We start from the raw sequence: 25,226 nt of genomic DNA, 5'->3' as shown, positions 1-25,226 counted from the left end.
GGCGAGCGACACAACGTTTTCCGGAGAATCACCTGGGGGATAACCCCCAACCATCACTTCGGTGCGGTCAGTTCCAGTGCGATGTTGTCCGGGTCGCGGAACTCCAACAGATCCATCACCACCGCATCCTTCACCGGTTCGTGGGGTATACCAAGCGCATCGAGATGCGCTGCGGCCGCTTCTAGTTCGGCCCTGCTGCCCACCTCGAAGGCGAGGTGGTCCAGGCCCGTGCGGTTCTCGTCGAAGGTGTCGCGACCAGCCGGACGCAGACCGACCAGTGCGCTGCCGGCGTGATAGATGACGCCGCCGAAGAGAAACCACAGCTGGTCGCGCGTTTGCTCGTCGGCGTCCTCAGGCAGCTCGACGAAGACCGGCCAACCGAACACACTTTCGTAGAACCGCCGCGACCGGGCGATATCGGTGACGGTGAGCCGGACATGGTCAATACAGGTGGTATTGATCGCCATGGGCTCATGGTGCCAGGCATGCCAGAATCGCGAACGTGCAAATCGGGATGACGATGCCGGTGATGGAACCGGATCTAAACGCGGACACGCTCAAGGACTGGGCTCGACGAATCGACGCCGGACCGTTCTCTTCGCTGTGCTGGGGTGAGCGGATCGCGTTCGACAACCCCGAATGTCTGACGCTGCTCGGCGCGTTGGCGGCCTGGACGGATCGGGTGCGGCTGGTGACGACGGTGGTGGTGCCGCAGTTGCATGATCCCGTCATGTTGGCCAAGGCGTTGGCGACCGGCGATGTCCTCAGTGGCGGCCGGCTGACGGTCGGTCTCGGGGTGGGTGGCCGACACGAGGACTACGAGGCCGTCGCGGCCGACCCGGCCACCCAGACGATGCGCGGAATGGCCGAGCGGGTCGCGGTGATGAGGCAGGTGTGGGCGGGGCAGAAGGTCACCGACTCGGTGCTTCCGGTGGGTCCGCCGCCGGTGCAGTCGGCGGGGCCGCCGTTGCTGGTGGGCACGATCGGTCCGAAGACCGTGCGCAGCGCGGCGGGCTGGGCCGACGGGCTCGCGGGAACGACCCTCGATCTCGACGTCGACAAGCAGAACGAACTGTTCGACGTGGCGCGCACCGCGTGGGCGCAGGCCGGCAAGAACAAACCGCACCTGGCCACGTCGTTCTGGTTCGCCCTCGGCGAGGGCGACGAACCGCGCGCGCAGGTGCACCGCCATCTGCGCCGCTACATGAACTGGATTCCCGCCGACTTCGTCGACGCGATGGCGCCGACGACCGGCTGGGCGGGCACCGAAGACCAACTGCACGAAGTGCTGGCCAGGTTCGCCGCCATCGGTGCCGACGAGATCCATTTGATCCCAACAAGTTCCGATATCGACCAGTTGCGGCGGGCGGCCGATGTGGTGAAGGAGTTCAGCTGATGTCGACCGCTGCACCTATGCCGCCGATCACCTCGCGCTCGGAGTGGGAGAAGGCGCGCGCGGACCTGCTCGTCATGGAAAAGCAGCTGACCAGGATGAAGGACGCCGTCAGTGCGGCGCGGCGACGTCTGCCGATGGTCGAGATCGACGAGGCCTACACGTTCGACTCCGAGCGCGGCGCGGTCTCGCTGGCAGATCTGTTCGCCGGTCGCCGCCAGTTGATCGTGCAGCACTTCATGTTCGGGCCGGACTGGGAGCAGGGGTGCCAGGGCTGCTCGATGATGGCCGATCACATCGGTCCGCTGTCGCACCTGCACGCCAAGGACACATCGCTGGTGTTGGTGGCGCGCGCCCCGCTGCCCAAACTGCTGCGGTTTCGCGAGCGGATGGGCTGGACGTTGCCGTGGGTGTCGTCCGGCGCCTCGACGTTCAACGAGGATTTCGGCGCGACCGTCGACGGGGTCGAGCACCACTCGATCAGTGTGTTTCTGCGCGACGGGGACCGGGTCTTTCACACCTGGCAGACGTTCGACCGCGGCGAAGAGCCATTCATGCTGGTGTTCGACCTGCTCGATTTGACACCGCTGGGCAGGCAGGAAACCTGGGAGGACTCCCCGCCGGGATGGCCTCAGCGCCCGCCGTATGAATGGATGCGGCTGGCCGACTCCTATGAACCTTCCGTGACCTCGATCGATTAACGGCGCGGGAAACGGGAACGATATACAAGTCGGGAAGTCGTGAGTGCCCTGCCGTGTTCTCCAGAGATGTCGCTTTGGAACGACCGCCCAGCGGCAGGGCCAACGTTAGGAGCATCACGATGAATATCAAGAAGATCGCAATCGGTGCCGCCGCCGCAGGTGTGCTGGGGTTCGCCTCCGTCGGAATCGGCGCCGGTGAGGCGCAAGCACGCGACTGGTGCTGGTGGGGCTGGTGTGATCTAGTGCCGCCGCCCGGCCACTTCGTGCCCTCGCCCGGCCACATCGGCCACGTGACCGGCATCCCGCCCGGTCACCTCGGGCACATCACGGGTGTGCCGCCCGGACATTGGAAGTGGTGACAAACCTAGCCCGCTGAAGCAAATGGCCGTCCCTTCGAAGGGGCGGCCATTTGTTTTGCCAAACGGATCTCAGGACGGCGCTCACCGCTTCACAATCTGGGGTAGCCGACGCCGGATCGGGGCGACGGGGTTTCGGCGAAGGGGACAGCGATGACGTTCGAGGACGTGGTCACACCGGCCCCTGTCGAACCCACCTGGGAGCCGCTGGCGCAACCGCAGACCATCGAGGACGTGCTGCGCAACCTGGACCAGGTGCTGTCCTGGTCCGTCGACGCCCGAAGCACGATCGGCTACTTCGCCGTGCTGTACAAGCGGATCACCGTCGCCATCCGCGACGCCGTCGACGAAGGCGTGTTCGACAACGGGGCGCTCATCGAAGATCTCGACGTGGTGTTCGCCAGGCGGTACTTCGACGCGTTGAACAGCTACTTCTACCCCGACCAGTACGGCGGTCTCACCTTGCCGTGGGAGGTCGCGTTCGTCGGCGACCCGCAGGCGACCATCCTGCAGCACATGATGGCCGGGTTGAATGCCCACATCACGTTCGACCTGGCCCCCGCGGTGCTGGCGATCACCGACGGATCGCTGGAAGTGTTCGAGGACGACTTCAACCGCGTCAACGCGGTGCTGGGCTCCCAGGTCCCGGGCATCCTCGAGGTCATCGTGCAGCGCTCACCGGCCGTTCAGTGGCTACGGCGGCTGATCCCGCGCGAGATCTTCTTCCTCAAGCGGGTGGTGAAAAAGCTGCGGAAGTCGGCTTGGTGGTTGGCGATCGACATCGCGTTCCATCCCGACCGCATGCGGCCCAAGCTGGTGAACCAGGCGTCGTGGACCGCGGCGATCGGCGCGTGGTACCTGCAGCCACCCGCCCGGCTGACGCCGTTCCCGTGGTTGGTCCGCGCCATCGCGCGGCGGGAGAACCGCGATGTCGCGGGCAACATCATCGCGCTGTTAGGGGTGGCGGAGACGCCGGCGAAGATGTCGACCGCGCTGTTGCGGGCCTGCGGCGGCACGCCCAACCAGGACCGCCGTCAGTAGCGGATCTGCTCGGCCCTGCTGAATTCGGGCCATTGCGGGCCATCAGGAAAGCGGTTCATCACCTCGGCCAGCCCGAGCCGGTCGACCTCCCCGGTGAGGTCGAAAGAATCGAGCATGCAACGCAATTCGAACAGCGCTGCACCCTGGTGGCGGGCGTAGTCGAGCGCCTGCGCGAGGCCGGCGCGGCGTTGTTCGGTGTCGGTGAGCGTGTGGGCGCGGAGCCGCATGAGTTCGGCGTCATGAAAACGCATCCCGGTCGTCTGCGCGTGCTCCAGCGCCATCTCCAGACGGTCACGGGCCTTCGTCAGCTCGCCGGCGGCGATCAGCAGACGGCCCACGACCGCGTCGTGAAACGTCAGATAGCTGTTGAGATGCAGCTGGCGTCCCCCGTCGATCCGTCGTGTCAGCTTCTGACCCAGCGCCGCGAGTGTGGCGGCATCGGCATGTTCGTCCAGTGCGGCCAATGCGTTGACGGTGGCACGCTCGGTGGCGCAGACGATCCGCCACACGTCTAGGCCCCACTGCTCGCTTTGCTCGCGAAGTTCGGCAACGAGGTTGGCGGCCTGGCTGATTCGGCCGCTCTCCAGCGCCACCCAGATCTCCATGAAGTACGTGTGGGCCCTGTTGTGGGCGTTCTTGGGAAAACTCAGGGTGTCGCAGCGTCGGACCGACTCGGCCAATTCGGCGTTGGCGCCGTGCAGGTCGCCCTGCACCAGATGGGTCAGCGCGAGAAAGGTGTGTGCCGACGAGATCGGGTCGACGGGCACCCACCAGGCGGTGTCGAGCACCCGCGGGTCGGCGGCCGAGGCGTCGGCCACGGCCCGCAGCAGGTGGTCACGCGCCGCGGTGAAGTCGCCTTCGAGCCAGATGACCGAGCCCAACGACGACGCCAACGTCGGTACGCTCCACGGTCGATCCTCGGTGATCCGGGCGCTGAGGGAATCGAGAAGCTCATGTGCGCGGCGCAGTTCGGCCCGCGGGATGTAGTAGCCGATGAGCGCGGTCAGCGTGGTGAACAACTCGTCTCGGTAGTCGCCGCTGCTCGCCAACGCCAGGCACCGCTCGAAGTCGGCGGGCCCCTCACCGCTCCACGTCCCCTGGGTGACGCCGGCCAAGAAACCGCGCTCGAGGCGTATCGCGATCTCCTTTCGGTCCCGCGCCGGTCCGGTGGTGCAGCGCGACAGCTGGCCCAGGGCGTCGGTCAGGCGGTCCAGCGCTTCCTCGAGCGCGCCGCGCCGCCGCGCGGCCAGGGACGCCTTCTGGTAGGCCGCGACGGCGTCGTCGAAGCGTTCGGCTTGTTGGTAATGCGCGGCGACGACGCGCCAATCGGGCTCTGCGTCGGAGGCGGCCAACGACCGCGCGGCGCGAAGGTGCAGTCCGCGCTGAAGGCTCGGCGGGGCCAGTTCGGCGGCCACCTCGCGCAACAGTTCGTGACGAAACCGCCAGCCGTCGGCCCCGCGCGGCTCGAATACGCGCGCCTTGACCAGTTCGGCGACGACGGCGTCGACGTCGGCGCCGCCACCGGCCACCGAGCGCAGTAGCGCGATGTCGCCACTTCGCCCGATGACGGCTGCGGCCTCCACCACCGGCACCACGTCGGCACGGGTCCGAAGCCGCGCCAACAGCGGCTCCTGAAGTGCCTCGGGGACATGCTTTTCCCCGGCGGCATCCAATGCGGCGACCACGTGTTCGATGTAGAACGGCACACCGTCGCAGCGCCGTCGCACCGCCGTGCGTTGCGCGTCGGTGACCGACGGGTCCAACGCCTCGATGAGCGCGTCGGCTTCGGCCTCGCTGAGCGGGGCCAGCTCGAAAACCGGTACCGGCCACTCCGTTTTCAGCCATTCCTGGCCACGGCCGGTGAGCACCACCAGCAGCGGTGGCTCGGTGGCGGTCAGCATGCGCTCCAGCACATCGATCGTCGACGTGTCGAACCAGTGCACGTCCTCGGCGACGACCAGGCCGGGACGCCGGTCGAAGCACGCCAGCAGGTAGCGGTGCACCGTTGCGCCGATCATCTCGTAGAGGGAGCGCCCTTCGACGGCCGCCGGCCGGTAACCGTGTTCGGGACCGACCCCCAGGACCGGGGCCAGCAGCGGCACGGCAACCTCGGGATCCATTGCACACGAGTCGATCTCGGTCCTCAGCAACTGCAGCCGCTCGGCGCCGTCGGTAAGGCGGCTGATGTCGCAGCGGCGTTCGAGCAGCCCGCGCACCGGGTGCAGGCCGGTGTCGGTGTGCAGCGGCGATCCGCGCAGTTCGATGACCGTTCCACCGGATTTCTCCACCAACTCGGCTGCGGCGCGCGCGAGTCGCGTCTTGCCGATGCCCGGCTCGCCGCGAAAGGCCACCGCCGTGCTGGCCGACATTCCGTCGCACACCTGCTGCCATGCCCGCCGCAGCCAGCTCCACTCCCGGTCGCGGCCCACCAGCGGTGTCGACCGCGGTCGCGGCGCATGGCCCCGCTCGGCGAGCACCCGGTGGTGGGTGACCAGCCCGTCGACGCCCTTCACCTCGGCGGGCGGACATGCGGCGAGTTCGAAAGCGTTGCGCACCAGAGACGCGACGGCTTCTGAGACTGTCACGGTGTCCGGTTCGGCCAACGTGGAGATGCGGTTCACCAAGTTGGCGGCGAACCCGTAGACATCGTCCTGGACGAGGTCGAGATACACCAATCCGCGGTGCACACCGACGCGCACGTTGACCGACACGTCGAACCGGCGCCTGGTTTGTTCGCTGAGCCGCGCCACCGCGCGGGTGATCTCCAGGCCCGCCGCCACCGCGCGCCGTGAATCGTCCTCGTGGGCCGTCGGATGGCCGAAGACGGCCAGCACGCCGTCACCCTTCGTCGAGCCGATGTGCCCGCCGTAGCGCTCGATGATGTCGAACACCTGGTTGCGGTATCCGCCCACCACCAGCCGGTAGGTTTCGGGTTCCACCCGCGCCGACAACACCGTCGAATCGACCAGATCGGCAAACACCAGGGTGAGTCGACGGATCTCCCCACCGGTGCCGGGGGTGCCCAGCAGGTCGTCGGTCAGCAGACCCTCGGCGTCGGCGTTGGCGCTGTCGACGCTCAGGACCTGTTCGGCCAGCTCGGATGCCGTCTCGCGGTCCCCGCGGTTGATCGCTGCCACGGCGCGGTCGAGCAGTTCGTCGATCGACGAGTCGCGATCACGGTCGGCATTCTGCGCCGCGCCATCGAGCTGGTCGGCCCCCACGAGCAATATGGTGTCATTGCTGGCCAGACGGTGTGGCGATATCGCAGCTCAAAGGTCAGGCCGGGATCTCCCACCGGTTGGCCAGCCGGGTCGGGATGTCGAACGGCGCCCGTTCGCCGCCGCGCTGCAACGTGAACAGCGTGCGCAGCAGTTCACGGCCCAACGGGTGGGCCAACCGCGCCATCGTGCGATACAGCGGGGACTCTCGTTCGGACCACCCGAAGACCCTGGTGGCGAACCAGTCGGCGATGCGGGAGATCCGCCCGAGGTGGGCGACCAGTCCCGACTTCGGCACGCCGATGATGTCGGCGGTCTCGTCGCCGATCAGGTGGCGGATCAGCGGGGGGATGGTCGCGTCGAACGAGTAGCCCGGCGTCATATCGTCGAGAAGCTCCAGAAGCGCTTCCGTCATCCGCTCGCCTTCTGGTGACGGGGCGAACTGGCGGCGTCGGATCGCATCGACCAGACCGGTGGCGTCCTCGGCGTCGCGGACGAGCAGTTCCTCACGCACGCCGAGCAGATAACCGACCACGTTCCACAAGTGCAGATAGGCCTCGATGTCTTTGGCGGACAGGCGAACACCGAGGCGGCGTATCGGGTCGATGACGATATAGGAGAACGCGAGCAGGGTGCCGGCCAGATCCTCCTGGTTGATGGGCTCGCCCCAATCGGGGTCCCACAAGCCGGGTTCCGTCGCGTTGCGTGCCTTGATCAGGTAGCGCACGGCGGCGTGCATCAGCCGGACCTTCTGGATGGTGCGGCGCCCCTTGCCGTCTTCGTCGAGGCCCCCGCGGCTGAGCACGTCGATGAGGAACTGGCCGGTCTCCATCACGCGGCGACGCGCGTCGGTGTCCAGGCGCGCGGTCATGTCGAGCACCTTGACACCGTCGGCCGCCGCATACGACGACGGCAGCGACGCGCAGAACAGACAGACCGAGATCACCACGCCCCACGTCTCGAACAGCCGCTGACCCTTCTCGATCTTTGCCATGTCGGCCCACACCGGAAGGGGCAGCGAATGGATGAGGTAGTCCTCGAGTTCGTCGGGCAACTCGGTCGGCACGGGTTGGTCGAGACGCACCAGGGTGCGCATGATCGCGTTGACGTCGTCGACGCCACCGCGGTTGAGCACCGCCGCCACCGGCCCGTCGGCCAGCGGATCCCCGACCTGCCGCATGCCGTCCAGCAGCGTGTCCGTCCATCTGTTCTGACGTGGCTGGCTCATGGCGATGGCCCCCTCGATCCGCGACAGGGGAATCGTAGGTGGTGGGCGCAGCTACGCGTCGCGGTTTGCCCCGTTGCGTCGTCTGTTGGAGCTACGGCCTGGTCATCGGGTGGACGGTCGACCAGGTTCGGTGGCTGGGCTAGTAAGTGAGGGCAACCAGTGCGCGACCTCCAGTGCCAGTTCCAGGCTCAGCGGGTGCTCCAGGGTGGTGGATGGCAGCGCCGCCCGGGCCCGATCGATCTTGTTGATCACGGTGTTGCGATGCGCATGAACGGCGCGAGCGGTCTCGGTGGCGTTGGACTGCAGGCGCGTATACGTGCGCAACGTGTCGCGTATGTCGGCGGGCTCGTCCAGCAGCCGACCCAGCACGCGCTGCACAAAGCGGGCCGCCTCCTCGGGTTCACGCGTGGCGATGATCACCGGTTCCACCTGCTCGTAGGTGACGACCTGGGCCGGCCGGCGGGCCGACATCACCAGCGTCTCGACATCGCGTGCCTGCAGGTGGGTTCGCCGAAAGCCGTTGCGACCGGAGCCGACAGCGCCGACGGCGACGTTGACGTGGGAGGCGCCGGCGAGGGCCGCGCCCACCGTCTCCGGCGGCACTCGGCGCGCATCGCTCCACCACAACCAGAGCGCGTCGGAGGCCGCCGGAACGACGAGGAACTGGTCGACGCGCAGCGCGTGGAAGGTGGCGTCGACGTGGTGCTCGAGGGCCGTGGCGGGGCCGTCGGCCCACACGACCGCGGCGCAGTGATGGTCGGCGAAGCGGTACTGCAGCCGCACCTGCGCGCGATCGTCGGTGATGGGTGAGCCGTCGATGATCAGCTTCACGGTCCCGAACGCGCTGGGTTGGTCGGCGGGCCCGAGGGTGCGGCGGTGGTCGTCGATCCGGTCGAAGAATGCGGCCAGGGTGACGCCGACGAAGTCGTCGAGTGAGTCGGTGCCGCAGATCACCGCCTCCTGTGCCAGGCGTGGTGAATCCGATTCGGCGAACACGATTCTCGTCCACAACTTGGCCAAAAGATGCTGCGCGGCCCGGTAGGCCTCGACCGACTCGGCCTCCAGACCCCGGCGGTAGACGTCGACCGCGGGAGCCACCACGTCGAACGAGGTGTTGGGCGCAACGGGTGCCGTGGGATCGAGGACCAGGTGGTGCAGCCAGTGTTCGATGTTGGCCTGTGAGGTCCGGCGTACCGCTCGGGCCAGCGCCGGCTCGCGGTGTTCCTCCGGTGCCGCTGCCACGGCGTCGTCGTAGAGCGCCTGCAATGCCGGAGCATCCTCGAGCAGCTTCTGGGCGCACCGGCGCACCAGCTCGCACGCTTCGGCGGAGAGCTCCGATCGGTTTCCGGTCACCCCCTCACTCTACGGGGCGAAGTGCACTTCAATACTGCTTGACTGTGTGCAGTGTGCCCTTCCAATGTGGGCGGGGTCTTGCCACACTCCTCTTCAAACCGCGTGAAGAGAGGTTCACATGTCGCTGCAGTTGCCGCCCTACGTCGACGTCGCGATCGTCGGCGCCGGCGTCTCGGGCATCTCGATGGTTCACCATCTGCATCAGCATCACCCGCAGCGCAGTTACGTCGTCCTGGAGGCACGGTCGGCGACGGGCGGGACGTGGGATCAGTTCCGCTATCCCGGAATTCGGTCCGATTCGGATCTGCAGACGTTCGGTTACAGGTTCAAGCCCTGGACCGGCCACAAATCGCTGGCATCGGGCCCCGATATCCTCGACTACATCCGCGAAGCCGCCGAGGAGGCCCAGCTCGGTGACCAACTGCGGCTCAACGTCAAGGTGGAGTCGGCCGACTGGTCTTCCGACGATCTGTCGTGGCATCTCACCGTGCGCGACACCGGCACCGGTGAGGCGCACACCATGCGGTGCGGTTGGTTGGCCACCGCGGCCGGCTTCTTCGATCAGGACCGCGGTTATGTTCCGGAGTTCGAGGGTCGCGAGGACTTCACCGGGCCGTTCATCCATCCGCAGACCTGGCCGGAAGACCTCGACATCGAGGGCAAGCAGGTGGTGGTCATCGGCAGCGGCGCCACCGCGGTGACCCTGGTGCCCGCGCTCACCGAGCAGGGAGCCCAGGTGACCATGCTGCAGCGCTCGCCCGGCTATATCCTTCCGTACCCCGACGTCGATCACATCGCCAATGTCTTGCGGCGCCTTTTCGGAGACCGGATCGGCCACGCCATCACCAGGTGGAAGAACGTGCAGCTCTACACCAACTTCTACCGCCTCAGCCAGCGCAAACCGCGATGGGTGCGCGCCATGATCCGTCGGATCCAACGGCATTGGCTGGGTGACGACTACGACTACGACACCCACCTCAACCCGTCCTACAACCCGTGGGACGAGCGAACCTGCCTGGTGCCCAACGGTGATCTGCTGGCCGCGGTCGCGGCGGGTACGGCCGAGATCGTCACCGATCACGTCGACCGGCTGGTGCCCGAGGGCGTCCGACTCAAGTCCGGCCGCGTGTTGGACGCCGACATCATCGTCTCCGCAACAGGATTCAAGATGCAGCCCATCGGAGGGATCCGGTTCAGCGTCGACGGGGTCGCAAAACCGGTGGGGGAGCGTTACACGTTCCGCGGTGTGATGCTCGACGACCTACCCAACATGTCCTATGTCATCGGATACGTCACCAACTCCTGGACGCTGAAGTCCGACCTGGTGGCCGAGCATGTCATGCGAGTGCTGAGCTACCTCGACGACAACGGCCTGGCGGCCGTGGTGGCCCGGGCGCCCGAGGGCATGACCACCCAGCCGTTCGTGGACTTCATGCCGGGATACGTGCAGCGGTCGTGGCAGGCGTTCCCCAAACAGGGCGATCAAGAGCCGTGGGCGGTGCCCCTGCTGTACGTCCACGATGCGCCGTGGTTGCGGAACCAGCCGATCGCGTCGCGCTATCTGGAACACATTCGCCGGCCCGCCCCTGTTGTCGCCGTCGACGCCGTCGCGGAGGCCGTGTCATGACCGCGCGTGATCTTGCGGTGCTGCGTGAGGGCAGCGGCGAACCACTGCTGCTGATCCACGGTTTGGGCCACCACCGCGGGGCGTGGGCGCCGTTGCTGCCCTACCTGGTGGACCGGTTCGACGTGATCGCCGTGGACCTGCCCGGGTTCGGCGAATCACGGTTCGAGGCAAGGGGTCCCCGGTCGATCCGTGCGCTGCGCGACCGCGTGGCGGCGACTCTGGCCAACCTCGGTGTGGACCGTCCCCATGTGGCGGGCAACTCGCTTGGCGGCGCGGTCGCGCTGGAGTTCGGAAGGGCCGGGATGGCGCGGTCGGTGACCGCCCTGAGCCCGGCCGGGTTCTTCTCGGGTCTGGCCGATCGGCCGCAGACGATCGGGGTGCTGGGTGCGATTCGCCTGCGCGCCCTGGCGCCGGTTTCCTGGCAGAACCGGCTGGCGCGCAGTCCGGGCGGACGCCGATTCCTGACCGCAGGCATCTATGCCCATCCGGAAGCACTCAGCGCCGAGCAGGTGCTGGCCGACGTGGTCCATCTGCACGACTGTCGCGGTTTCGAGCGGACCATGATGCGCAACTCGTTTTACAGCTTCCGCGGCGCGCTGCCCGTGCCGACGACTATCGCGTGGGGAGACAAGGACCGGATCCTGCCGCCCTCACAGGCCAGACGTGCGCAGCGGGTGGTGCCCGGCGCATCGGTGACGATGCTGCCCGGGTGCGGCCACGTCCCGATGAGCGACGACCCCGAAGCGGTGGCGGCCCTCATCCGAAAGACCGCCGACCGCGTCTGACCCGATCGGGTCAAAAGCGTTGCCTGACCGGCTAATCCAGGTCGACGGCCACCGTCACGCGTCCCTTCTCGTCGCGCTCGGCCACCGCGTGCCCCGCTCGGTCCGCACCGTCGAGGTCCACAAGGGTGATGGCTCCGCCGCCGAGAAAGTTACGCCACCAGGTCTTCTTCTCCGGTGCGAGCACGTTGATGACGACCCGGTCCCCGAATCGTCGATAGCCCACCGGGGTTTCGAAGGTGCGACCTGAACGCCGCCCCACATAGCGGATGACCACTATGCCGCGGCCGACCAGGCGCCCGATGACCGGAGCGTTGAGCAGGCCGACGAAGCCTCTGTTGAAGACGCCGACGATGGGGGAGCCGAAGATTCCGCGTTCCACGGTTTCGAGCGTACGCGTGGGCATCGGGTCCGCGTTCGGAGTCCAGAGCGGCCATGTGCGCGGCGGGAGACCGGTCTCCGGCCTCCCGCCTTGTCGGTAGGCATTGCTGCTTCGATACGGGCCAACTCGTCGTCTTTCAGGGCTATGGCTGCCCACGGCTGGATCTACTGCGCTCGAACAGCTTCGGTTGTTTGCCGTCGTCGGCGAACAAGCCCCGCGGGTCGGCGTAAGACTGCAGGACGGCAGCGCGGATGCTCAGGTCGGAGCGCCCTGGAGCATGGCGATGAGCTCGTCGCGGCTGTTGACCCCGACGCGTTGCGAGGCGCGGAAGATGTGCGATTGCACGGAGCGCACCGACATGGTGAGCCGGTCAGCGATCTGTTTATTCGAAAGGCCTTGTGCGGCAAGTGCGATGATTTCGCGCTGGCGGGTGGTGATCGGTAGCGGCATGGTCGCGGCGCGCAGCGCCGGGGTGTCGGCACCGCCGCAGTCGTCGGCGAGGCGTCGCGCCATGGTCGACGCGGTGAGTGCCGCACCGCGACGATTCGCATCTCGGTGTGCGACGACGGCTTGCGCCGCGGCGTCGGCCCCGGCGATGAGATCGCCGAATTGCTCGTAGCGGCGCGCCGCGTCGATGAGGGCTTTTCCGTCGTCCGTCGCGAGCGCGGCGGCATGCGCAGCGGCGGTGGGCGCGCGCGGCCCCTGGACGATGGTGGCCAACTCAGCCAGCCGTCCGGCGGTGGTGTGGTCCCCGAATTGCGTCGCTATCTGGAGGAGCATGACCTCCCAGGCCGGTCGACCCAGGCGGCGTTCTCGCGCCGCCGCGTCGCGTGCGATCGAGATCGCCTGTGAGCAGGCGCCTTCGGCGGCGCAAACCCACGCCTCGGCGATGGACCAAACCGATGCCCACTGGTTTGCGTCCGGGTCGCGGTTCGACCGTGGGATGGCCGCGAACTCGCGTCGGGCCTCGGCGGATTGGCCCGCCATGCCCATCGCGGTCGCCAGAAAGGACCGACCGAACGCGGCCGCCAGCTGCCTGCCGCGGCCGGTGTCCAGCAGTGCAAGCATTTCCCGCGAAATACGTGGAGCCTTGGTCAGGGCGCCTCGGCTCAGCGCCGCCCGTCCGTCGAGAAAGCTATTCCACGAATGCTCGAACGGAACATCGACGGTGTCACGACGGATCCGGGCGATCGTGGCGTCCGATCGATCCAGATCCCCGCACAACGAGTACGCGTTGGCGTGCATGATCGCCAACGGGAAGCGCGCCTGCGACACCTCCGCGGACTGCTCCGCCAGGCGGTACCCACTGGTGGCCACCGCCTCGATGTCATCGACGCGCCCGAGGCCGCCAAGCCCGTCGACCATCGCGAGGATGGCCAGCATGTGCGCGACGGTGTTGGCGGGCGGGTGGGCCACCAGGGCGCTGGCCCGGTCGACGGCTGCGCGCGCATGTCCGCGCGCGGTGTCAATCGCCGCTCGCAGTGCGTCGGCGATCACCCGCGAGTCGGGGTCGTCGCCCAGCTGTGCCTCGTCGAGCACTTTCTCGGCGTTCGCTGGTTGACCGAGGATCATGGCGAGATTCAGCACGCGCGGGATGGCGATGTGTGCCCGCAGCGGTCCGGAAGCGTGGTCGGCGAGTTCGGCGAGGACCATCTCGGCTTCGGTTTCGCGCTCCAGCCAGATCATCGCCACCGCGCGGGTGAGGTTGGCCTCGAGGTCGCCGCCGGCGGCCACCGCCCGCTCCGCAAGCGCTTCGGCGAGGCGCAGGTCCAGAAGCAGCATCGCCGCCCAGGCCGCGGCCACGAGCAGCGCCGGGTCAGGGGTGAGGTCGGAGTCAAGGCTCAGCGCCGCGCGGCGTACCAAATCTCGCGGATCGGTAGCTTTTCGGGCCAGTTCTGTGGCGATGCGCCCACGCAGTCGTCGCAGCTGCAGCGAGCCGGTTCGCCGAACCTCACCGACCAGTGGGTGGGCGAGCCATGCCGTCGCCGGTTGGGTGCCGGTGTCGATGCGCACGAGGCCGAGGGACTCGGATTCGGCGACCGCGTCGGGATCGGTGACGCTGGCCAGGGTGTCGGCGTCCAACGGTTCGGCAACGGCAAGAGCGTCGAGGACATCGCGGACCGGCTTGGGCGCCTGGGCGATCCGCGCTTCGAGTAGTTCGGCGAGGGTGGACGAAAGCGTGGGGTGCCCGTCCCAGAGCCAGACGCCCGAATGGCGCGTGATTCGCCCGGCCTCGACTTCACTCTCGATCAGATGGCGCAGATAGAGCACGTTGCCTTGGGTGTATCGCCACAGCCGGTGCGCGGCAAGTGAGTGCACTGGTCCGTCGAGCACATGCTCGACCAGACGGGTAATTTCTGTTAGCGAAAGTGGTTGCAGTTCAAGGCGTTTGAGATACTGGTCCTTCCAGATGCCGGTGATCGTGTCCGGTGGGGATTCGCCCGAGCGGATGGTCAGGACCACCGTCGCCAGGCGGCGGGTGACCAGCTGATGCACCACAAACGCCGACAGGTCATCGAGCAGGTGCGCGTCGTCGACGCCGACAATCACCGGGTGTCGGCCGTCGCCGATGAGGCCGTCGATCACTTCGCGCACTCGTTGCAACGGATCGGGGCCGAAGCTGGCTGTGACGTCGGCGAACGCGCTCAACGGAATGCTGCGGGCAGAGGCAGTGCCGATGATCCAGCGTCGGCGCGTCCCGCGGGTCCCGAATACGGCTTCCCGGGCCAGCCGTGTCTTTCCCACGCCTGCAGCCCCGACAACACAATGCCGGGGGCCGGGGTGTCGGCTCCGCGGATGGAACTGGAGATGACTCGAAGCTCCTCGGTGCGCCCGATCAGGGGCCACTCGCGACGCACTCGTAAATTTTAAGCTCGGTCGTCGTCTTCGGCGGCGGCCAGTTTCGCCTCGGCCACCTCCATCAGCGTCGGCAGCACGTCCAGTTCGACCCCGATGGCCTCGGCGATGACCGCGTCCGTAGTACCGGCGTCGCGTAACCTCAGCGCGATCGCATATGGCAACGGCAGCCGCGACAACGACGCGGCACGTCGCGAATCCACCATCACAGCCTGAGCCGGGGCGTGGGCCGGTGCTGCAGTAGCAGTGCTACTGCACTTGCATTCGAGCGTCCAAGACCCACCCTCCCGAGCCGAAACGCAGCGGGGCTAGGTGATTGCAGCACGCGGCTACCGCAGATGGTTGCGGCTGCAGAGACGAACATGGCTGCTGCTTGGCCGGGCGGCATCGAAGGGAATCGCTATGTCGAAGCGCAGCAGCCACCGAGGCGGGAACGTGGGGCGGTCGCAGAAGAAGTCGCAGCGCAAAGCGCATCCGGTTGTCGCGACCGCGGCGACGATCGGCGGGGCAGGTCTGGTCTTGGCCGCTCCGGCCGCGGCGTTGGCCAATCCAGGCCACGCGTCGGCCGCACCGGTGATCCCAGCGCCACAGCAACTCAGTGCGAATATCTGTGCCGGCGATCTGCCGTGCAGCTTTCTGCTTGGGCCTGCCGCGGTTGGCGACGGCAGCGGTAACTCTGCGGCCCTGACAACCGGCAGCTTCCTGATCGTCGATCCCTTGCTGCCGGCCGATCCGTTCCTCGACGTGGCTGGTGTCATCCCGATCGTCAACATCTTCATCGGCAACGGCGCCAACGGCACCGCCGCACATCCAAATGGCTTCAATGGTGGCTTCTTCATCGGCAGCGGCGGCGACGGCGCCCCCGGTGGACCCGACCAGCTCGCAGGGAACGGAGGCAACGGTGGCCTGTTCGGTCACGGCGGCAACGGCGGAAACGGCGGGCCCGGTGCGGACGGCGGCGACGGCGGCAACGGCGGGGGTGTGTACGGAAACGGCGGCAACGGCGGACACGGCGGCACTGTGGGCCTCCCCGACGGCGCCATCAACGGGGTCGGCGGCAATGGCGGCCACGGTGGCCGCGCCGGTGTTATCGGCAACGGTGGCCGCGGTGGCAACGGCGGCGCCGTGTTCAACAACGAGGGCGATGCGTTCGGCGGCGCCGGCGGCGCGGGCGGTGATGCGAGCGTGTTCGGCAACGGCGGCGCGGGCGGCGCGGCCGGCGGCGCCGCCGCCGGCCGGCTAGACACCATGCTGCCCGGCAACGCTTTTGGCGGTGCGGGTGGTACCGGCGGCAACGGCGGATTCTTCAGCGGCAACGGTGGCGCAGGCGGGGCGGGCGGCGCCGCCGGCGAAGCCGGAGCCCCTGACGGCCAGATCGCGATCGGCGGAGCGGGCGGCGCCGGCGGTAACGCCGGATCGACCGGCGACGGCGGGGTCGGTGGCGCAGGCGGGGACGCCTTAACCGGTAATGGCATCGGCACGGCCATTGGTGGGACGGGTGGCGCCGGCGGCAATGCCGGATCGAACGGCGACGGCGGTGCGGGCGGTGCGGGCGGCATCGCAGGCAACGGCGGCGTACTCAGCACGATCCCCGGTCACACTGATCTGTTCGGTGGCGCCGGTGGTCAGGGCGGTGCCGCCGGGTCGGTCACCGGGGACGGCGGCGACGGTGGTGCGGGCGGTGGCGCACTGGCCCGGCAAGACCCCGCCACGGGCGTGGCCGGCGATGGCGGCGACGGCGGCGCGGCGGGGCTGCTCGGTTCGGGTGGCGACGGCGGTGACGGCGGCGAGGGGTTCGCCATCGATTGCGAGTGCGATTTCACAGGGGGTGACGGTGGCGTTGGTGGCGTCAGCGGGACGGTCGCCGGAACCGGTGGCGACGGCGGCAACGGCGGAAACGCGACCGTTGGCTTGGAGGACTTCGGCGGTGTCGGTGATGCCACCGGTGGCAACGGCGGCGACGCGGGCGATGCGAGCGGTGTTGGACTCTTCGCCAGGGGCGGCGACGGTGGGGCCGGCGGCGACGCGGAAGCACTGGAAGGTGATGCCACCGGCGGTGACGGCGGTAAGGGCGGCTTCAGCGGTGGTAGCAACAACGGCGGTTCCGGGGGCCCGGGTGGCGGCGGAAACGCTCCCAACGGCACCGGCACCGGGGGAAACGGGGGCGATGGCGGCGATGGCGGTACCGGTGGCTTCTTCGACGGCCCCGGTGGCAGCGGCGGCCCCGGTGGTGCCGGAGGCGATGGCAGTAGCAACGACGGCGACGACGGCTCGCCCGGCGCTGACGGCTAATCCCCATCCCAATATTTGGACTTTAGGTGTCCGGACATTCGCCGTACACTTAAATGCGATAGGGACAGGAGTACCGGAAGAAATGGCTGCGAATGCGAAGACGGAACGCATGGAGTTCCGTGCCGAGGAAGAGAACTTGTGGCGCATACGGCGCGCCGCAGTCTGGTCTCACGAGCACGTATCGGAGTTTGTGCGCAAAGCCGCACTTCAGCGAGCGGAAAACGTGGAGCAGCAGCACCTGGTGACATTCATGGAACCGGACCAGTTCGATGCATTGATGGAATCGTTGGACGTTGCGGACGCGGCTCCGCGTCTGGCTGCTGCTGCGCGGAAGCCGGCGGTCTTTAAGAGGCGCTGATGGACTTCGAGTCCGCGCGACTCGACTCCGAATACCACATCCTTGATGGGTTCGACTGCGGTAAAGAGCAGCTGAACACGTGGCTGGTCCAGCAAGCTGTCCGCGCTGACCAGACCAGGACCGCGCAGGTGACCGTATGGACTCCGCTCGGAGAGTGCAGAGTCTGTGCCTACTTCGCCATATGCCCCACCGTGGTGTCTCGAAAGGACGATGGGATATCTGGGAGCCTGGCGGGCGGAGTTTCCACGATCCCGGGTTATCTCATAGCGAAGCTTGCTCTCGACAGTTCGCTTCACGGGCGGGGATTTGGGGAGCAGCTCCTTCGCGATGCCATCGCCAGGGTTGTCGAGGCATCTAATCACGGTGGCGGCCGCTTGATCGTGGTCGACGCCATCGATGACGAGGCGGCCGAGTTCTACGTCCGTTACGGCTTTGTTCCAGTCAGGAACTGTGAACGCCGCCTCGTGATGAAGATCGCCACTGCCGCCAAAGCGTTGCGAGATGAATAAGGGGATACCGGCCCGGCGGAGTCATGTAATCGGCGGCCCCGGGTTTAACGTTGCGTTGGGATCGCGAACTGATTCCGCCAGCAGGTGCGGCGCCGCTCGATGGTCGAGCCGGAGGGCGCATCGCGCCAAGACCAACGGCGAGCTGCTGCGATCATCGTGTGCTCCGTTCTCTTGGAGCCGACCGTGTTATTGCGCGGAATTTGCGCGATCGAACAATTCTGCTGGTCAGATTGTGCCCCCGGCAGGATTCGAACCTGCGGCCTTCTGCTCCGGAGGCAGACGCTCTATCCCCTGAGCTACGGGGGCGCATGCGGGTGACGCCTGCGCCAATGGGCCTGCACAGCGTAACGCATCGTGACGACCGGTAACGGGTTCGGGGCGTGACCACCGCAGACCATAGGATGGACCCTCGTGACCCCCGCTGACCTCGCTGAGCTGCTGAAGACCACCGCAGCCGCCGTGCTCGCCGAGCATGGCCTCGATGCTTCGGCTCTGCCGGCGATGGTCACCGTCGAACGGCCGCGCAATCCCGACCACGGCGACTACGCCACCAACCTGGCCCTTCAGCTGGGCAAGAAGGTCGGCGCCAACCCCCGCGAACTGGCCGGCTGGCTGGCCTCCGCGCTGGCCGAGGCCGACGGTATCTCCTCGGCCGACGTCGCGGGCCCGGGTTTTGTCAACCTGCGCCTCGACGCATCCGCCCAGGGCGTCATCGTCAACCGGATCCTCACCGCCGGCGCCAGCTACGGGCATTCCGACGCGCTGGGCGGCACCAAGATCAACCTCGAGTTCGTCTCGGCCAACCCGACCGGGCCCATCCACATCGGCGGCACCCGCTGGGCCGCCGTCGGCGACGCGCTGGGCCGACTGCTGTCCACCCAGGGCGCCGACGTCACCCGTGAGTACTACTTCAACGACCACGGCGCCCAGATCGACCGGTTCACCAACTCCCTGATCGCCGCGGCCAAGGGTGAGCCCACCCCCGACGACGGCTACGCCGGCGAATACATCGGCGACATCGCCGCCCAGGTGCTGCAGAAGGAGCCCGAGGCGCTCGCCCTGCCCGACGACGAGATGCGCGAGACGTTCCGCGCCATCGGCGTCGACCTGATGTTCGCCCACATCAAGCAGTCGCTGCACGAGTTCGGCACGGTCTTCGACGTCTACACCCACGAAGATTCGATGCACACCTCCGGGCGGGTCGAGCAGGCCATCGCCCGTTTGCGCGAGGCGGGCAGCATCTACGAGAAGGACGGCGCGGTCTGGCTGCGCACCACCGACCACGGCGACGACAAGGATCGGGTGGTCATCAAGAGCGATGGCGCCCCGGCCTACATCGCCGCCGACATCGCCTACTACCTGGACAAGCGCGCCCGCGGCTTCGACCTGTGCATCTACATGCTCGGCGCCGACCACCACGGCTACATCGCCCGACTCAAGGCCGTCGCCGCGGCCCTCGGCGAGGACCCCGACACCGTGGAAGTGCTCATCGGGCAGATGGTCAACCTGGTGCGCGACGGCCAGCCAGTGCGGATGAGCAAGCGCGCCGGCACCGTGATCACCCTCGACGACCTCGTCGAGGCCATCGGCGTCGACGCCGCGCGCTATTCGCTGATCCGCTCCTCGGTCGACAGCCCCATCGACATCGACCTTCAGCTGTGGTCGTCGGCCTCCAACGAGAACCCGGTCTACTACGTGCAATACGCGCACGCGCGGCTGTCCGCCCTGGCGCGCAACGCCGCGGATCTGGGCCTGGCCCCAAGCTCCGAGCACCTCGAGTTGCTGACCCACGAGAAGGAAGGCACCCTCATCCGTAACCTCGGGGAGTTTCCTCGTGTGCTGAAAACCGCTGCGTCACTGCGTGAACCGCATCGGGTGTCGCGCTACCTCGAGGACCTGGCCGGCGACTACCACCGGTTCTACGACTCCTGCCGCGTGCTGCCGCAGGGCGATGAAACGCCCAACGACCTGCACGCCGCGCGCCTGGCACTGTGCAACGCGACCCGTCAGGTCATCGCCAACGGCCTGGGCATCCTCGGCGTCACCGCCCCGGAGCGCATGTGATCGCCCATCCCGCCGGTCCGCGCCACGCCGAGGAGATCCACCACGGCGGGGCGCCGCCCCGACCCCGGACCGCCGTTGAGCTGCTCTCGCTCGCACCGAATGTCTGGCCGCGCAACGCGGTTCGCGGTGACGACGGTGTGGTGAGGATCGCCGGTGTGGCCGTCACCGACATCGCCGCAGAGTTCGGCACCCCGGTCTTCGTCATCGACGAGGACGACTTCCGGTCGCGCTGCCGCGAGATGGCCGCGGCCTTCGGCGGCGGTGCGAACGTGCGCTACGCGGCCAAGGCGTTCCTGTGCACCGAGATCGCGCGCTGGGTACACGAAGAGGGCCTGTCGTTGGACGTCGCCAGCGGCGGCGAACTCGCGGTCGCGCTGCACGCCGGCTTCCCCGCCGAGCGAATCGCGCTGCACGGCAACAACAAATCGATCGGAGAACTCACCGCCGCAGTCAAGGCGGGCATCGAACACGTCGTGGTGGACTCGCTGACCGAGATCGACCGCCTCGACGAGATCGCGCGCGCCGCCGGCGTCGTGCAGGACGTGCTCGTGCGGGTGACCGTCGGCGTCGAGGCGCACACCCACGAGTTCATCTCCACCGCGCACGAGGACCAGAAGTTCGGCCTGTCGCTGGCCAGTGGTGCGGCGATGGACGCGGTGCGCCGGGTATTCGCCGCCGATCATCTGCGCCTGGTCGGCCTGCACAGCCACATCGGCTCACAGATCTTCGACGTCGCGGGCTTCGAACTGGCCGCCCACCGGGTGATCGGACTGCTGCGCGACGTCGTCGCCGAGTTCGGCGTCGAGAAGACCTCGCAGATGTCGATCGTCGACCTCGGCGGCGGCCTGGGCATTTCCTATCTGCCGCACGACGATCCACCGCCGGTGCAGGACCTGGCCACCAAGCTGGCGGCCATCGTGCGCGACGAATCAGCGGCGGTCGGCCTCCCGACACCGCAGTTGGTCGTCGAACCCGGCCGCGCCATCGCCGGACCCGGCACCATCACCCTGTACCGGGTCGGCACCGTCAAGGACGTGCCCGTCGCCGCCGACAGGTACCGCCGCTACGTCAGCGTCGACGGCGGCATGAGCGACAACATCCGCACCTCGCTGTACGGCGCCGAATACGACGCCCGGCTGATCTCGCGCATCAGCGACGGGGAGCCCGTGCTGGGGCGGATCGTCGGAAAGCATTGTGAGAGCGGCGACATCGTGGTGCGTGATGCCTGGGTGTCCGAGGACATCCAGCCGGGCGACCTACTTGGCGTCGCGGGGACGGGCGCCTACTGCTATTCGATGTCGAGCCGTTACAACTTGATCGGCCGCCCCGCGGTGGTCGCTGTGCGCGACGGGCACGCCCGCCTGATCCTGCGCCGGGAAACGGTCGACGATCTGCTCAGTCTGGAAGTGAGGACAAGCCAATGAGCGACAAGCCCATCGGGGTAGCGGTTCTGGGGCTCGGAAACGTCGGAAGCCAGGTCGTACGCATCATCGAGGACAGCGCCGAGGACCTGGCCGCCCGCATCGGGGCGCCGCTGGTGCTGCGCGGTGTCGGCGTGCGACGGGTGGCCGAGGACCGTGGCGTGCCGGTCGAGCTGCTGACCGACAACATCGACGAACTCGTCGCACGCGACGACGTCGACCTCGTCGTGGAGTTGATGGGACCCGTCGAACCCGCGCGCAAGGCGATCCTGGCGGCCCTGGAGCAGGGCAAGTCGGTGGTGACCGCCAACAAGGCGCTGATGGCGGTGTCCACCGGCGAGTTGGCCCAGGCCGCCGAACACGCGCATGTCGACCTGTATTTCGAGGCGGCGGTCGCCGGCGCCATTCCGGTCATCCGGCCGCTGACGCAGTCCCTGGCCGGCGACACCGTGGTGCGCGTGGCGGGCATCGTCAACGGCACGACCAACTACATCCTGTCCGAGATGGACAGCACCGGTGCCGATTACAGCGCCGCACTGGCCGACGCGAGCGCGCTGGGCTACGCCGAGGCCGACCCGACCGCCGACGTCGAGGGATACGACGCCGCGGCCAAGGCGGCCATCCTCGCCTCGATCGCGTTTCACACCCGCGTCACCGCCGACGACGTCTACCGCGAAGGCATCACCAAGGTCACCCCGGCCGACTTCGCGTCGGCGCGCGCGCTGGGCTGCACGATCAAACTGCTGGCCATCTGCGAGCGGTTGAGCACCGACGATGGCCAGCAACGCGTTTCGGCACGGGTGTATCCCGCATTGGTGCCGCTCGAGCATCCTCTGGCCGCGGTCAACGGCGCCTTCAATGCGGTGGTGGTCGAGGCCGAGGCCGCGGGCCGGTTGATGTTCTACGGCCAGGGCGCCGGCGGCGCCCCGACGGCGTCGGCGGTGATGGGTGATCTCGTCATGGCGGCGCGCAACCGCGTCCAGGGCGGCCGCGGCCCACGCGAGTCCCGGTACGCCAAACTGCCGATCTCGCCGATCGGGTTCATCCCGACCCGCTACTACGTCAGCATGAACGTGGCCGACCGGCCCGGCGTGCTGTCCGCGGTGGCGGCCGAATTCGGCAAACGTGAGGTCAGCATCGCCGAAGTCCGCCAGGAGGGCATGGTCGACGAGGAAGGCCAGCGGTGCGGGGCGCGCATCGTGGTGGTCACCCATCAGGCGACCGACGCCTCCCTGTCGGAAACCGTTGCCGCGCTTGCCGATCTCGACGTGGTACAGAGCATCAACAGCGTGCTCCGCCTGGAAGGAACCAGCGAATGAGCACCGCTTCATCGCGCGCAGTGCACCGGCCCTGGCCGGGGCTGATCACCGCCTACCGCGATCGCCTGCCGGTCGAAGACACCTGGACCGCGATCACGCTGCGCGAAGGCGGCACACCGCTACTGCCGGCACCCCGCTTGTCCGAACGCACCGGCTGCACAGTGCATCTCAAGGTCGAAGGTCTCAACCCGACGGGTTCGTTCAAGGACCGTGGGATGACCATGGCCGTCACCGAGGCGGTGGCCCGCGGCCAGCAGGCGGTGCTGTGCGCCTCCACGGGCAACACCTCGGCGTCCGCGGCGGCCTACGCCGCGCGGGCGGGCATCACGTGTGCGGTGCTGGTGCCGCAGGGCAAAATCGCGATGGGCAAGCTCGCGCAGGCGGTCATGCACGGCGCCAAGATCATCCAGATCGACGGGAACTTCGACGACTGCCTGGAGTTGGCCCGCAAGCTCACCGCCGATTTTCCGACCATCTCGCTGGTCAACTCCGTCAACCCGTACCGCATCGAGGGGCAGAAGACCGCGGCGTTCGAGATCGTCGACGCGCTGGGCAACGCGCCCGACGTGCACTCGCTGCCCGTGGGCAACGCGGGCAACATCACCGCGTACTGGAAGGGCTACACGGAGTATCACCGCGACGGGATGGCCGACCGGTTGCCCCGCATGCTGGGCACCCAGGCCGCGGGCGCCGCACCCTTGGTGCACGGTGCCCCCGTCAAGAACCCGGAGACCATCGCGACTGCGATCCGGATCGGCTCGCCGGCGTCGTGGACGACCGCGGTGGAGGCCCAACAGCAGTCCAACGGCAAGTTCCTGGCCGCCACCGACGAGGAGATCCTCGCCGCCTACCGCCTTGTCGCACAGGCCGAGGGCGTGTTCGTCGAACCGGCATCGGCGGCGAGCATCGCGGGTCTGCTCAAGGCGGTCGAGGACGGATCGGTCGTCAAGGGGTCGACGGTGGTGTGCACCGTGACGGGCAACGGACTCAAGGATCCCGACACCGCGCTCAAGGACATGCCGACGGTCACTGCGCTTCCGGTCGATCCCGTCGCCGTGGTCGAGAAGCTGGGCTTGAGTTGACACAGGTACGCGAGGAGCAGGAGAGCCGTCGGTGACGCAAACTCTGCCGGCCGGGCTGACGGCCACCTCTGTGGTCGCCGCGTCCAGCGCCAACCTCGGCCCGGGTTTCGACAGCCTCGGGCTGGCGGTGAGTCTGTACGACGAAGTCATCGTCGAGACAACGGAATCGGGCCTGAGCGTGGTCGTCGAGGGGGAGGGCGCGGGCCAGGTGCCACTCGACTCCTCGCATCTGGTGGTGCAGGCCATCGAGCGCGGATTCGAGGCGACCGGCGTCAAGGCGGCCGGCATGAACGTGCGCTGCCGCAACGACATCCCGCACTCACGGGGGCTGGGTTCTTCCGCGGCCGCGGTGGTCAGCGGGCTGGGTGCCGTCAACGGCCTTGTGGCCCAGGTGGGTTCGACCCCACTGTCGGAGGCCGAACTCATCCAACTCGCGAGTGAGTTCGAGGGCCACCCCGACAACGCCTCGGCCGCGGTGCTCGGCGGCGGGGTGGTGTCGTGGACCGTGCAGGAAGGGCCGACACCGCGGTTCTCGGCCGTGCCCCTGCGGGTGCACCCCGACATCCGGTTGTTCCCCGCCATACCGCAGATGCGGTCGTCGACTGCCGAAACCCGCGTCCTGCTGCCCGAAAAGGTCAGCCACACCGATGCCCGGTTCAACGTCAGCAGGGCCGCGCTGCTGGTGGTCGCGTTGACCGAGCGGCCAGACCTGTTGATGGAGGCCACCGAGGACGTGCTGCATCAACCGCAGCGTGCGGCCGCGATGCCCGGCTCCGCGGAATACCTGCGGATCCTGCGGCGTTGTGGAGTCGCAGCGGTGTTGTCGGGCGCCGGTCCTGCGGTGATCGCGCTCAGTACCCAGCCTGAACTGCCTGCGGAGGCCATCGAGTACGGTGCTGCAAACGGATTCACCGTCGGCCAGATGGCTGTCGGTGACGGCGTGCGGTGGTCCTCCGGTGTTGCCATCCGCAGCTGACGTCCGACTGCCACGAACAGCAACAGGAGCCACACGAGACCATCGTGTTTCTTGCGTCCAGCTCAGAAGCGGGTTATTCTCGCATTCGTCCAGCGATCGCAGCATCTTCGCCTGCGTTAACACTCGGACGACCACTCTTCTTTCAGTGTTCATCCCATGGACTGACGGTTCGCCTCATACCGGCGAATCCCGGCGAACACCGTTGCGGAGGCAATGGTGGAAGCCACGCGTTCGGCGGATTAGCTGAACGCACCAAACCCCCGCGTAA

The 25,226-nt window shown here is 67.9% G+C and carries 21 protein-coding genes and 1 tRNA gene; 14 read left to right on the top strand and 8 right to left on the bottom strand.

Translation table 11 applies throughout. The features are described 5' to 3' along the window. Positions 1–53: 53 nt before the first annotated feature. Positions 54–467, bottom strand: a complete 414-nt coding sequence (locus ABQE89_RS23575; protein WP_448421155.1) for a VOC family protein — start codon at positions 465–467, stop codon at positions 54–56. 47 nt (positions 468–514) lie between these two features. On the opposite strand from ABQE89_RS23575, the gene ABQE89_RS23570 reads away from it, so the two are divergent. The 4 genes from ABQE89_RS23570 to ABQE89_RS23555 all read left to right on the top strand — a co-directional run bounded on the left by ABQE89_RS23570 (position 515) and on the right by ABQE89_RS23555 (position 3,491). Continuing rightward, complete coding sequence (locus tag ABQE89_RS23570; RefSeq protein ID WP_448421239.1) at positions 515–1,396, top strand: LLM class flavin-dependent oxidoreductase; 882 nt, start codon at positions 515–517, stop codon at positions 1,394–1,396. Beyond that, the gene (locus tag ABQE89_RS23565; protein ID WP_448421153.1) at positions 1,396–2,094 is read left to right on the top strand and encodes a DUF899 domain-containing protein; all 699 of its coding nucleotides are present in this window, start codon (positions 1,396–1,398) and stop codon (positions 2,092–2,094) included. Before ABQE89_RS23570 ends, ABQE89_RS23565 begins: the two co-directional genes overlap by 1 nt. A gap of 119 nt (positions 2,095–2,213) precedes the next feature. After that, positions 2,214–2,453: a hypothetical protein gene (locus ABQE89_RS23560; RefSeq protein ID WP_448421151.1), complete on the top strand. Its 240-nt coding sequence runs from the start codon at positions 2,214–2,216 to the stop codon at positions 2,451–2,453. A gap of 150 nt (positions 2,454–2,603) precedes the next feature. Continuing rightward, positions 2,604–3,491 (top strand): DUF5995 family protein, encoded by an 888-nt coding sequence (locus ABQE89_RS23555; RefSeq protein ID WP_448421149.1) that lies wholly within the window; start codon positions 2,604–2,606, stop codon positions 3,489–3,491. Here the strand turns inward: ABQE89_RS23555 and ABQE89_RS23550 are convergent. The 3 genes from ABQE89_RS23550 to ABQE89_RS23540 all read right to left on the bottom strand — a co-directional run bounded on the left by ABQE89_RS23550 (position 3,485) and on the right by ABQE89_RS23540 (position 9,290). Further along, positions 3,485–6,712 (bottom strand): ATP-binding protein, encoded by a 3,228-nt coding sequence (locus ABQE89_RS23550; protein ID WP_448421147.1) that lies wholly within the window; start codon positions 6,710–6,712, stop codon positions 3,485–3,487. The two genes, ABQE89_RS23555 and ABQE89_RS23550, sit on opposite strands and share 7 nt — an antisense overlap. 55 nt (positions 6,713–6,767) lie before the next feature. Beyond that, positions 6,768–7,937 (bottom strand): oxygenase MpaB family protein, encoded by a 1,170-nt coding sequence (locus tag ABQE89_RS23545; protein WP_448421145.1) that lies wholly within the window; start codon positions 7,935–7,937, stop codon positions 6,768–6,770. A gap of 102 nt (positions 7,938–8,039) precedes the next feature. Continuing rightward, on the bottom strand, positions 8,040–9,290 hold the full coding sequence (locus ABQE89_RS23540) for a PucR family transcriptional regulator (protein ID WP_448421143.1): 1,251 nt from the start codon (positions 9,288–9,290) through the stop codon (positions 8,040–8,042). Positions 9,291–9,408: 118 nt separating this feature from the next. On the opposite strand from ABQE89_RS23540, the gene ABQE89_RS23535 reads away from it, so the two are divergent. Together ABQE89_RS23535 and ABQE89_RS23530 are read left to right on the top strand one after the other, a co-directional pair. Further along, entirely contained in the window at positions 9,409–10,917 is a 1,509-nt protein-coding gene (locus ABQE89_RS23535; protein WP_448421141.1) for a flavin-containing monooxygenase, read from the top strand. Next, positions 10,914–11,702, top strand: a complete 789-nt coding sequence (locus ABQE89_RS23530) for an alpha/beta fold hydrolase (RefSeq protein WP_448421139.1) — start codon at positions 10,914–10,916, stop codon at positions 11,700–11,702. Before ABQE89_RS23535 ends, ABQE89_RS23530 begins: the two co-directional genes overlap by 4 nt. A gap of 31 nt (positions 11,703–11,733) precedes the next feature. Here the strand turns inward: ABQE89_RS23530 and ABQE89_RS23525 are convergent, their stop codons facing one another. The 3 genes from ABQE89_RS23525 to ABQE89_RS23515 form a co-directional block, all read right to left on the bottom strand. Next, positions 11,734–12,081: a nitroreductase/quinone reductase family protein gene (locus ABQE89_RS23525; protein ID WP_448421137.1), complete on the bottom strand. Its 348-nt coding sequence runs from the start codon at positions 12,079–12,081 to the stop codon at positions 11,734–11,736. A gap of 255 nt (positions 12,082–12,336) precedes the next feature. Then, positions 12,337–14,826: a helix-turn-helix transcriptional regulator gene (locus ABQE89_RS23520; protein ID WP_448421135.1), complete on the bottom strand. Its 2,490-nt coding sequence runs from the start codon at positions 14,824–14,826 to the stop codon at positions 12,337–12,339. A gap of 122 nt (positions 14,827–14,948) precedes the next feature. Further along, positions 14,949–15,140 carry a hypothetical protein gene (locus ABQE89_RS23515; protein WP_448421133.1) on the bottom strand — a complete coding sequence of 64 codons (192 nt, stop codon included), beginning with the start codon at positions 15,138–15,140 and terminating at the stop codon, positions 14,949–14,951. Positions 15,141–15,372: 232 nt separating this feature from the next. Here ABQE89_RS23515 and ABQE89_RS23510 point away from each other — a divergent pair, with 232 nt between their 5' ends. The 3 genes from ABQE89_RS23510 (at position 15,373) to ABQE89_RS23500 (ending at position 18,096) form a co-directional block, all read left to right on the top strand. Next, a complete protein-coding gene (locus tag ABQE89_RS23510) occupies positions 15,373–17,229 on the top strand; it encodes a hypothetical protein (RefSeq protein WP_448421131.1) in 1,857 nt (618 codons plus the stop codon). Positions 17,230–17,311: 82 nt separating this feature from the next. Continuing rightward, on the top strand, positions 17,312–17,587 hold the full coding sequence (locus ABQE89_RS23505) for a type II toxin-antitoxin system TacA family antitoxin (RefSeq protein ID WP_448421129.1): 276 nt from the start codon (positions 17,312–17,314) through the stop codon (positions 17,585–17,587). Further along, complete coding sequence (locus tag ABQE89_RS23500; protein ID WP_448421127.1) at positions 17,587–18,096, top strand: GNAT family N-acetyltransferase; 510 nt, start codon at positions 17,587–17,589, stop codon at positions 18,094–18,096. Before ABQE89_RS23505 ends, ABQE89_RS23500 begins: the two co-directional genes overlap by 1 nt. Positions 18,097–18,329: 233 nt before the next feature. On the opposite strand, the gene ABQE89_RS23495 is transcribed toward ABQE89_RS23500, so the two are convergent. Then, positions 18,330–18,402, bottom strand: a tRNA-Arg gene (locus ABQE89_RS23495). A 105-nt stretch (positions 18,403–18,507) separates the two neighbouring features. Between ABQE89_RS23495 and argS the strand changes: the two genes are divergently transcribed. The 5 genes from argS to thrB are packed head-to-tail and all read left to right on the top strand — an operon-like array spanning position 18,508 to position 24,958. Beyond that, positions 18,508–20,160 (top strand): arginine--tRNA ligase, encoded by a 1,653-nt coding sequence (gene argS / locus ABQE89_RS23490; RefSeq protein ID WP_448421125.1) that lies wholly within the window; start codon positions 18,508–18,510, stop codon positions 20,158–20,160. Continuing rightward, the gene (gene lysA / locus ABQE89_RS23485) at positions 20,157–21,584 is read left to right on the top strand and encodes a diaminopimelate decarboxylase (protein WP_448421123.1); all 1,428 of its coding nucleotides are present in this window, start codon (positions 20,157–20,159) and stop codon (positions 21,582–21,584) included. The genes argS and lysA overlap by 4 nt, the downstream gene beginning before the upstream one ends. Then, entirely contained in the window at positions 21,581–22,900 is a 1,320-nt protein-coding gene (locus ABQE89_RS23480; protein WP_448421121.1) for a homoserine dehydrogenase, read from the top strand. The genes lysA and ABQE89_RS23480 overlap by 4 nt, the downstream gene beginning before the upstream one ends. Continuing rightward, entirely contained in the window at positions 22,897–23,982 is a 1,086-nt protein-coding gene (gene thrC, locus ABQE89_RS23475) for a threonine synthase (RefSeq protein WP_448421119.1), read from the top strand. Before ABQE89_RS23480 ends, thrC begins: the two co-directional genes overlap by 4 nt. Positions 23,983–24,013: 31 nt before the next feature. Then, a complete protein-coding gene (thrB, locus tag ABQE89_RS23470; RefSeq protein WP_448421117.1) occupies positions 24,014–24,958 on the top strand; it encodes a homoserine kinase in 945 nt (314 codons plus the stop codon). Positions 24,959–25,226: the final 268 nt, after the last annotated feature.

It is taken from the genome of Mycolicibacterium sp. XJ1819 (assembly GCF_053483675.1).
The sequence above is the reverse complement of the archived record's forward strand: the minus strand, read 5'-3'. Positions and strand labels throughout refer to the sequence as shown.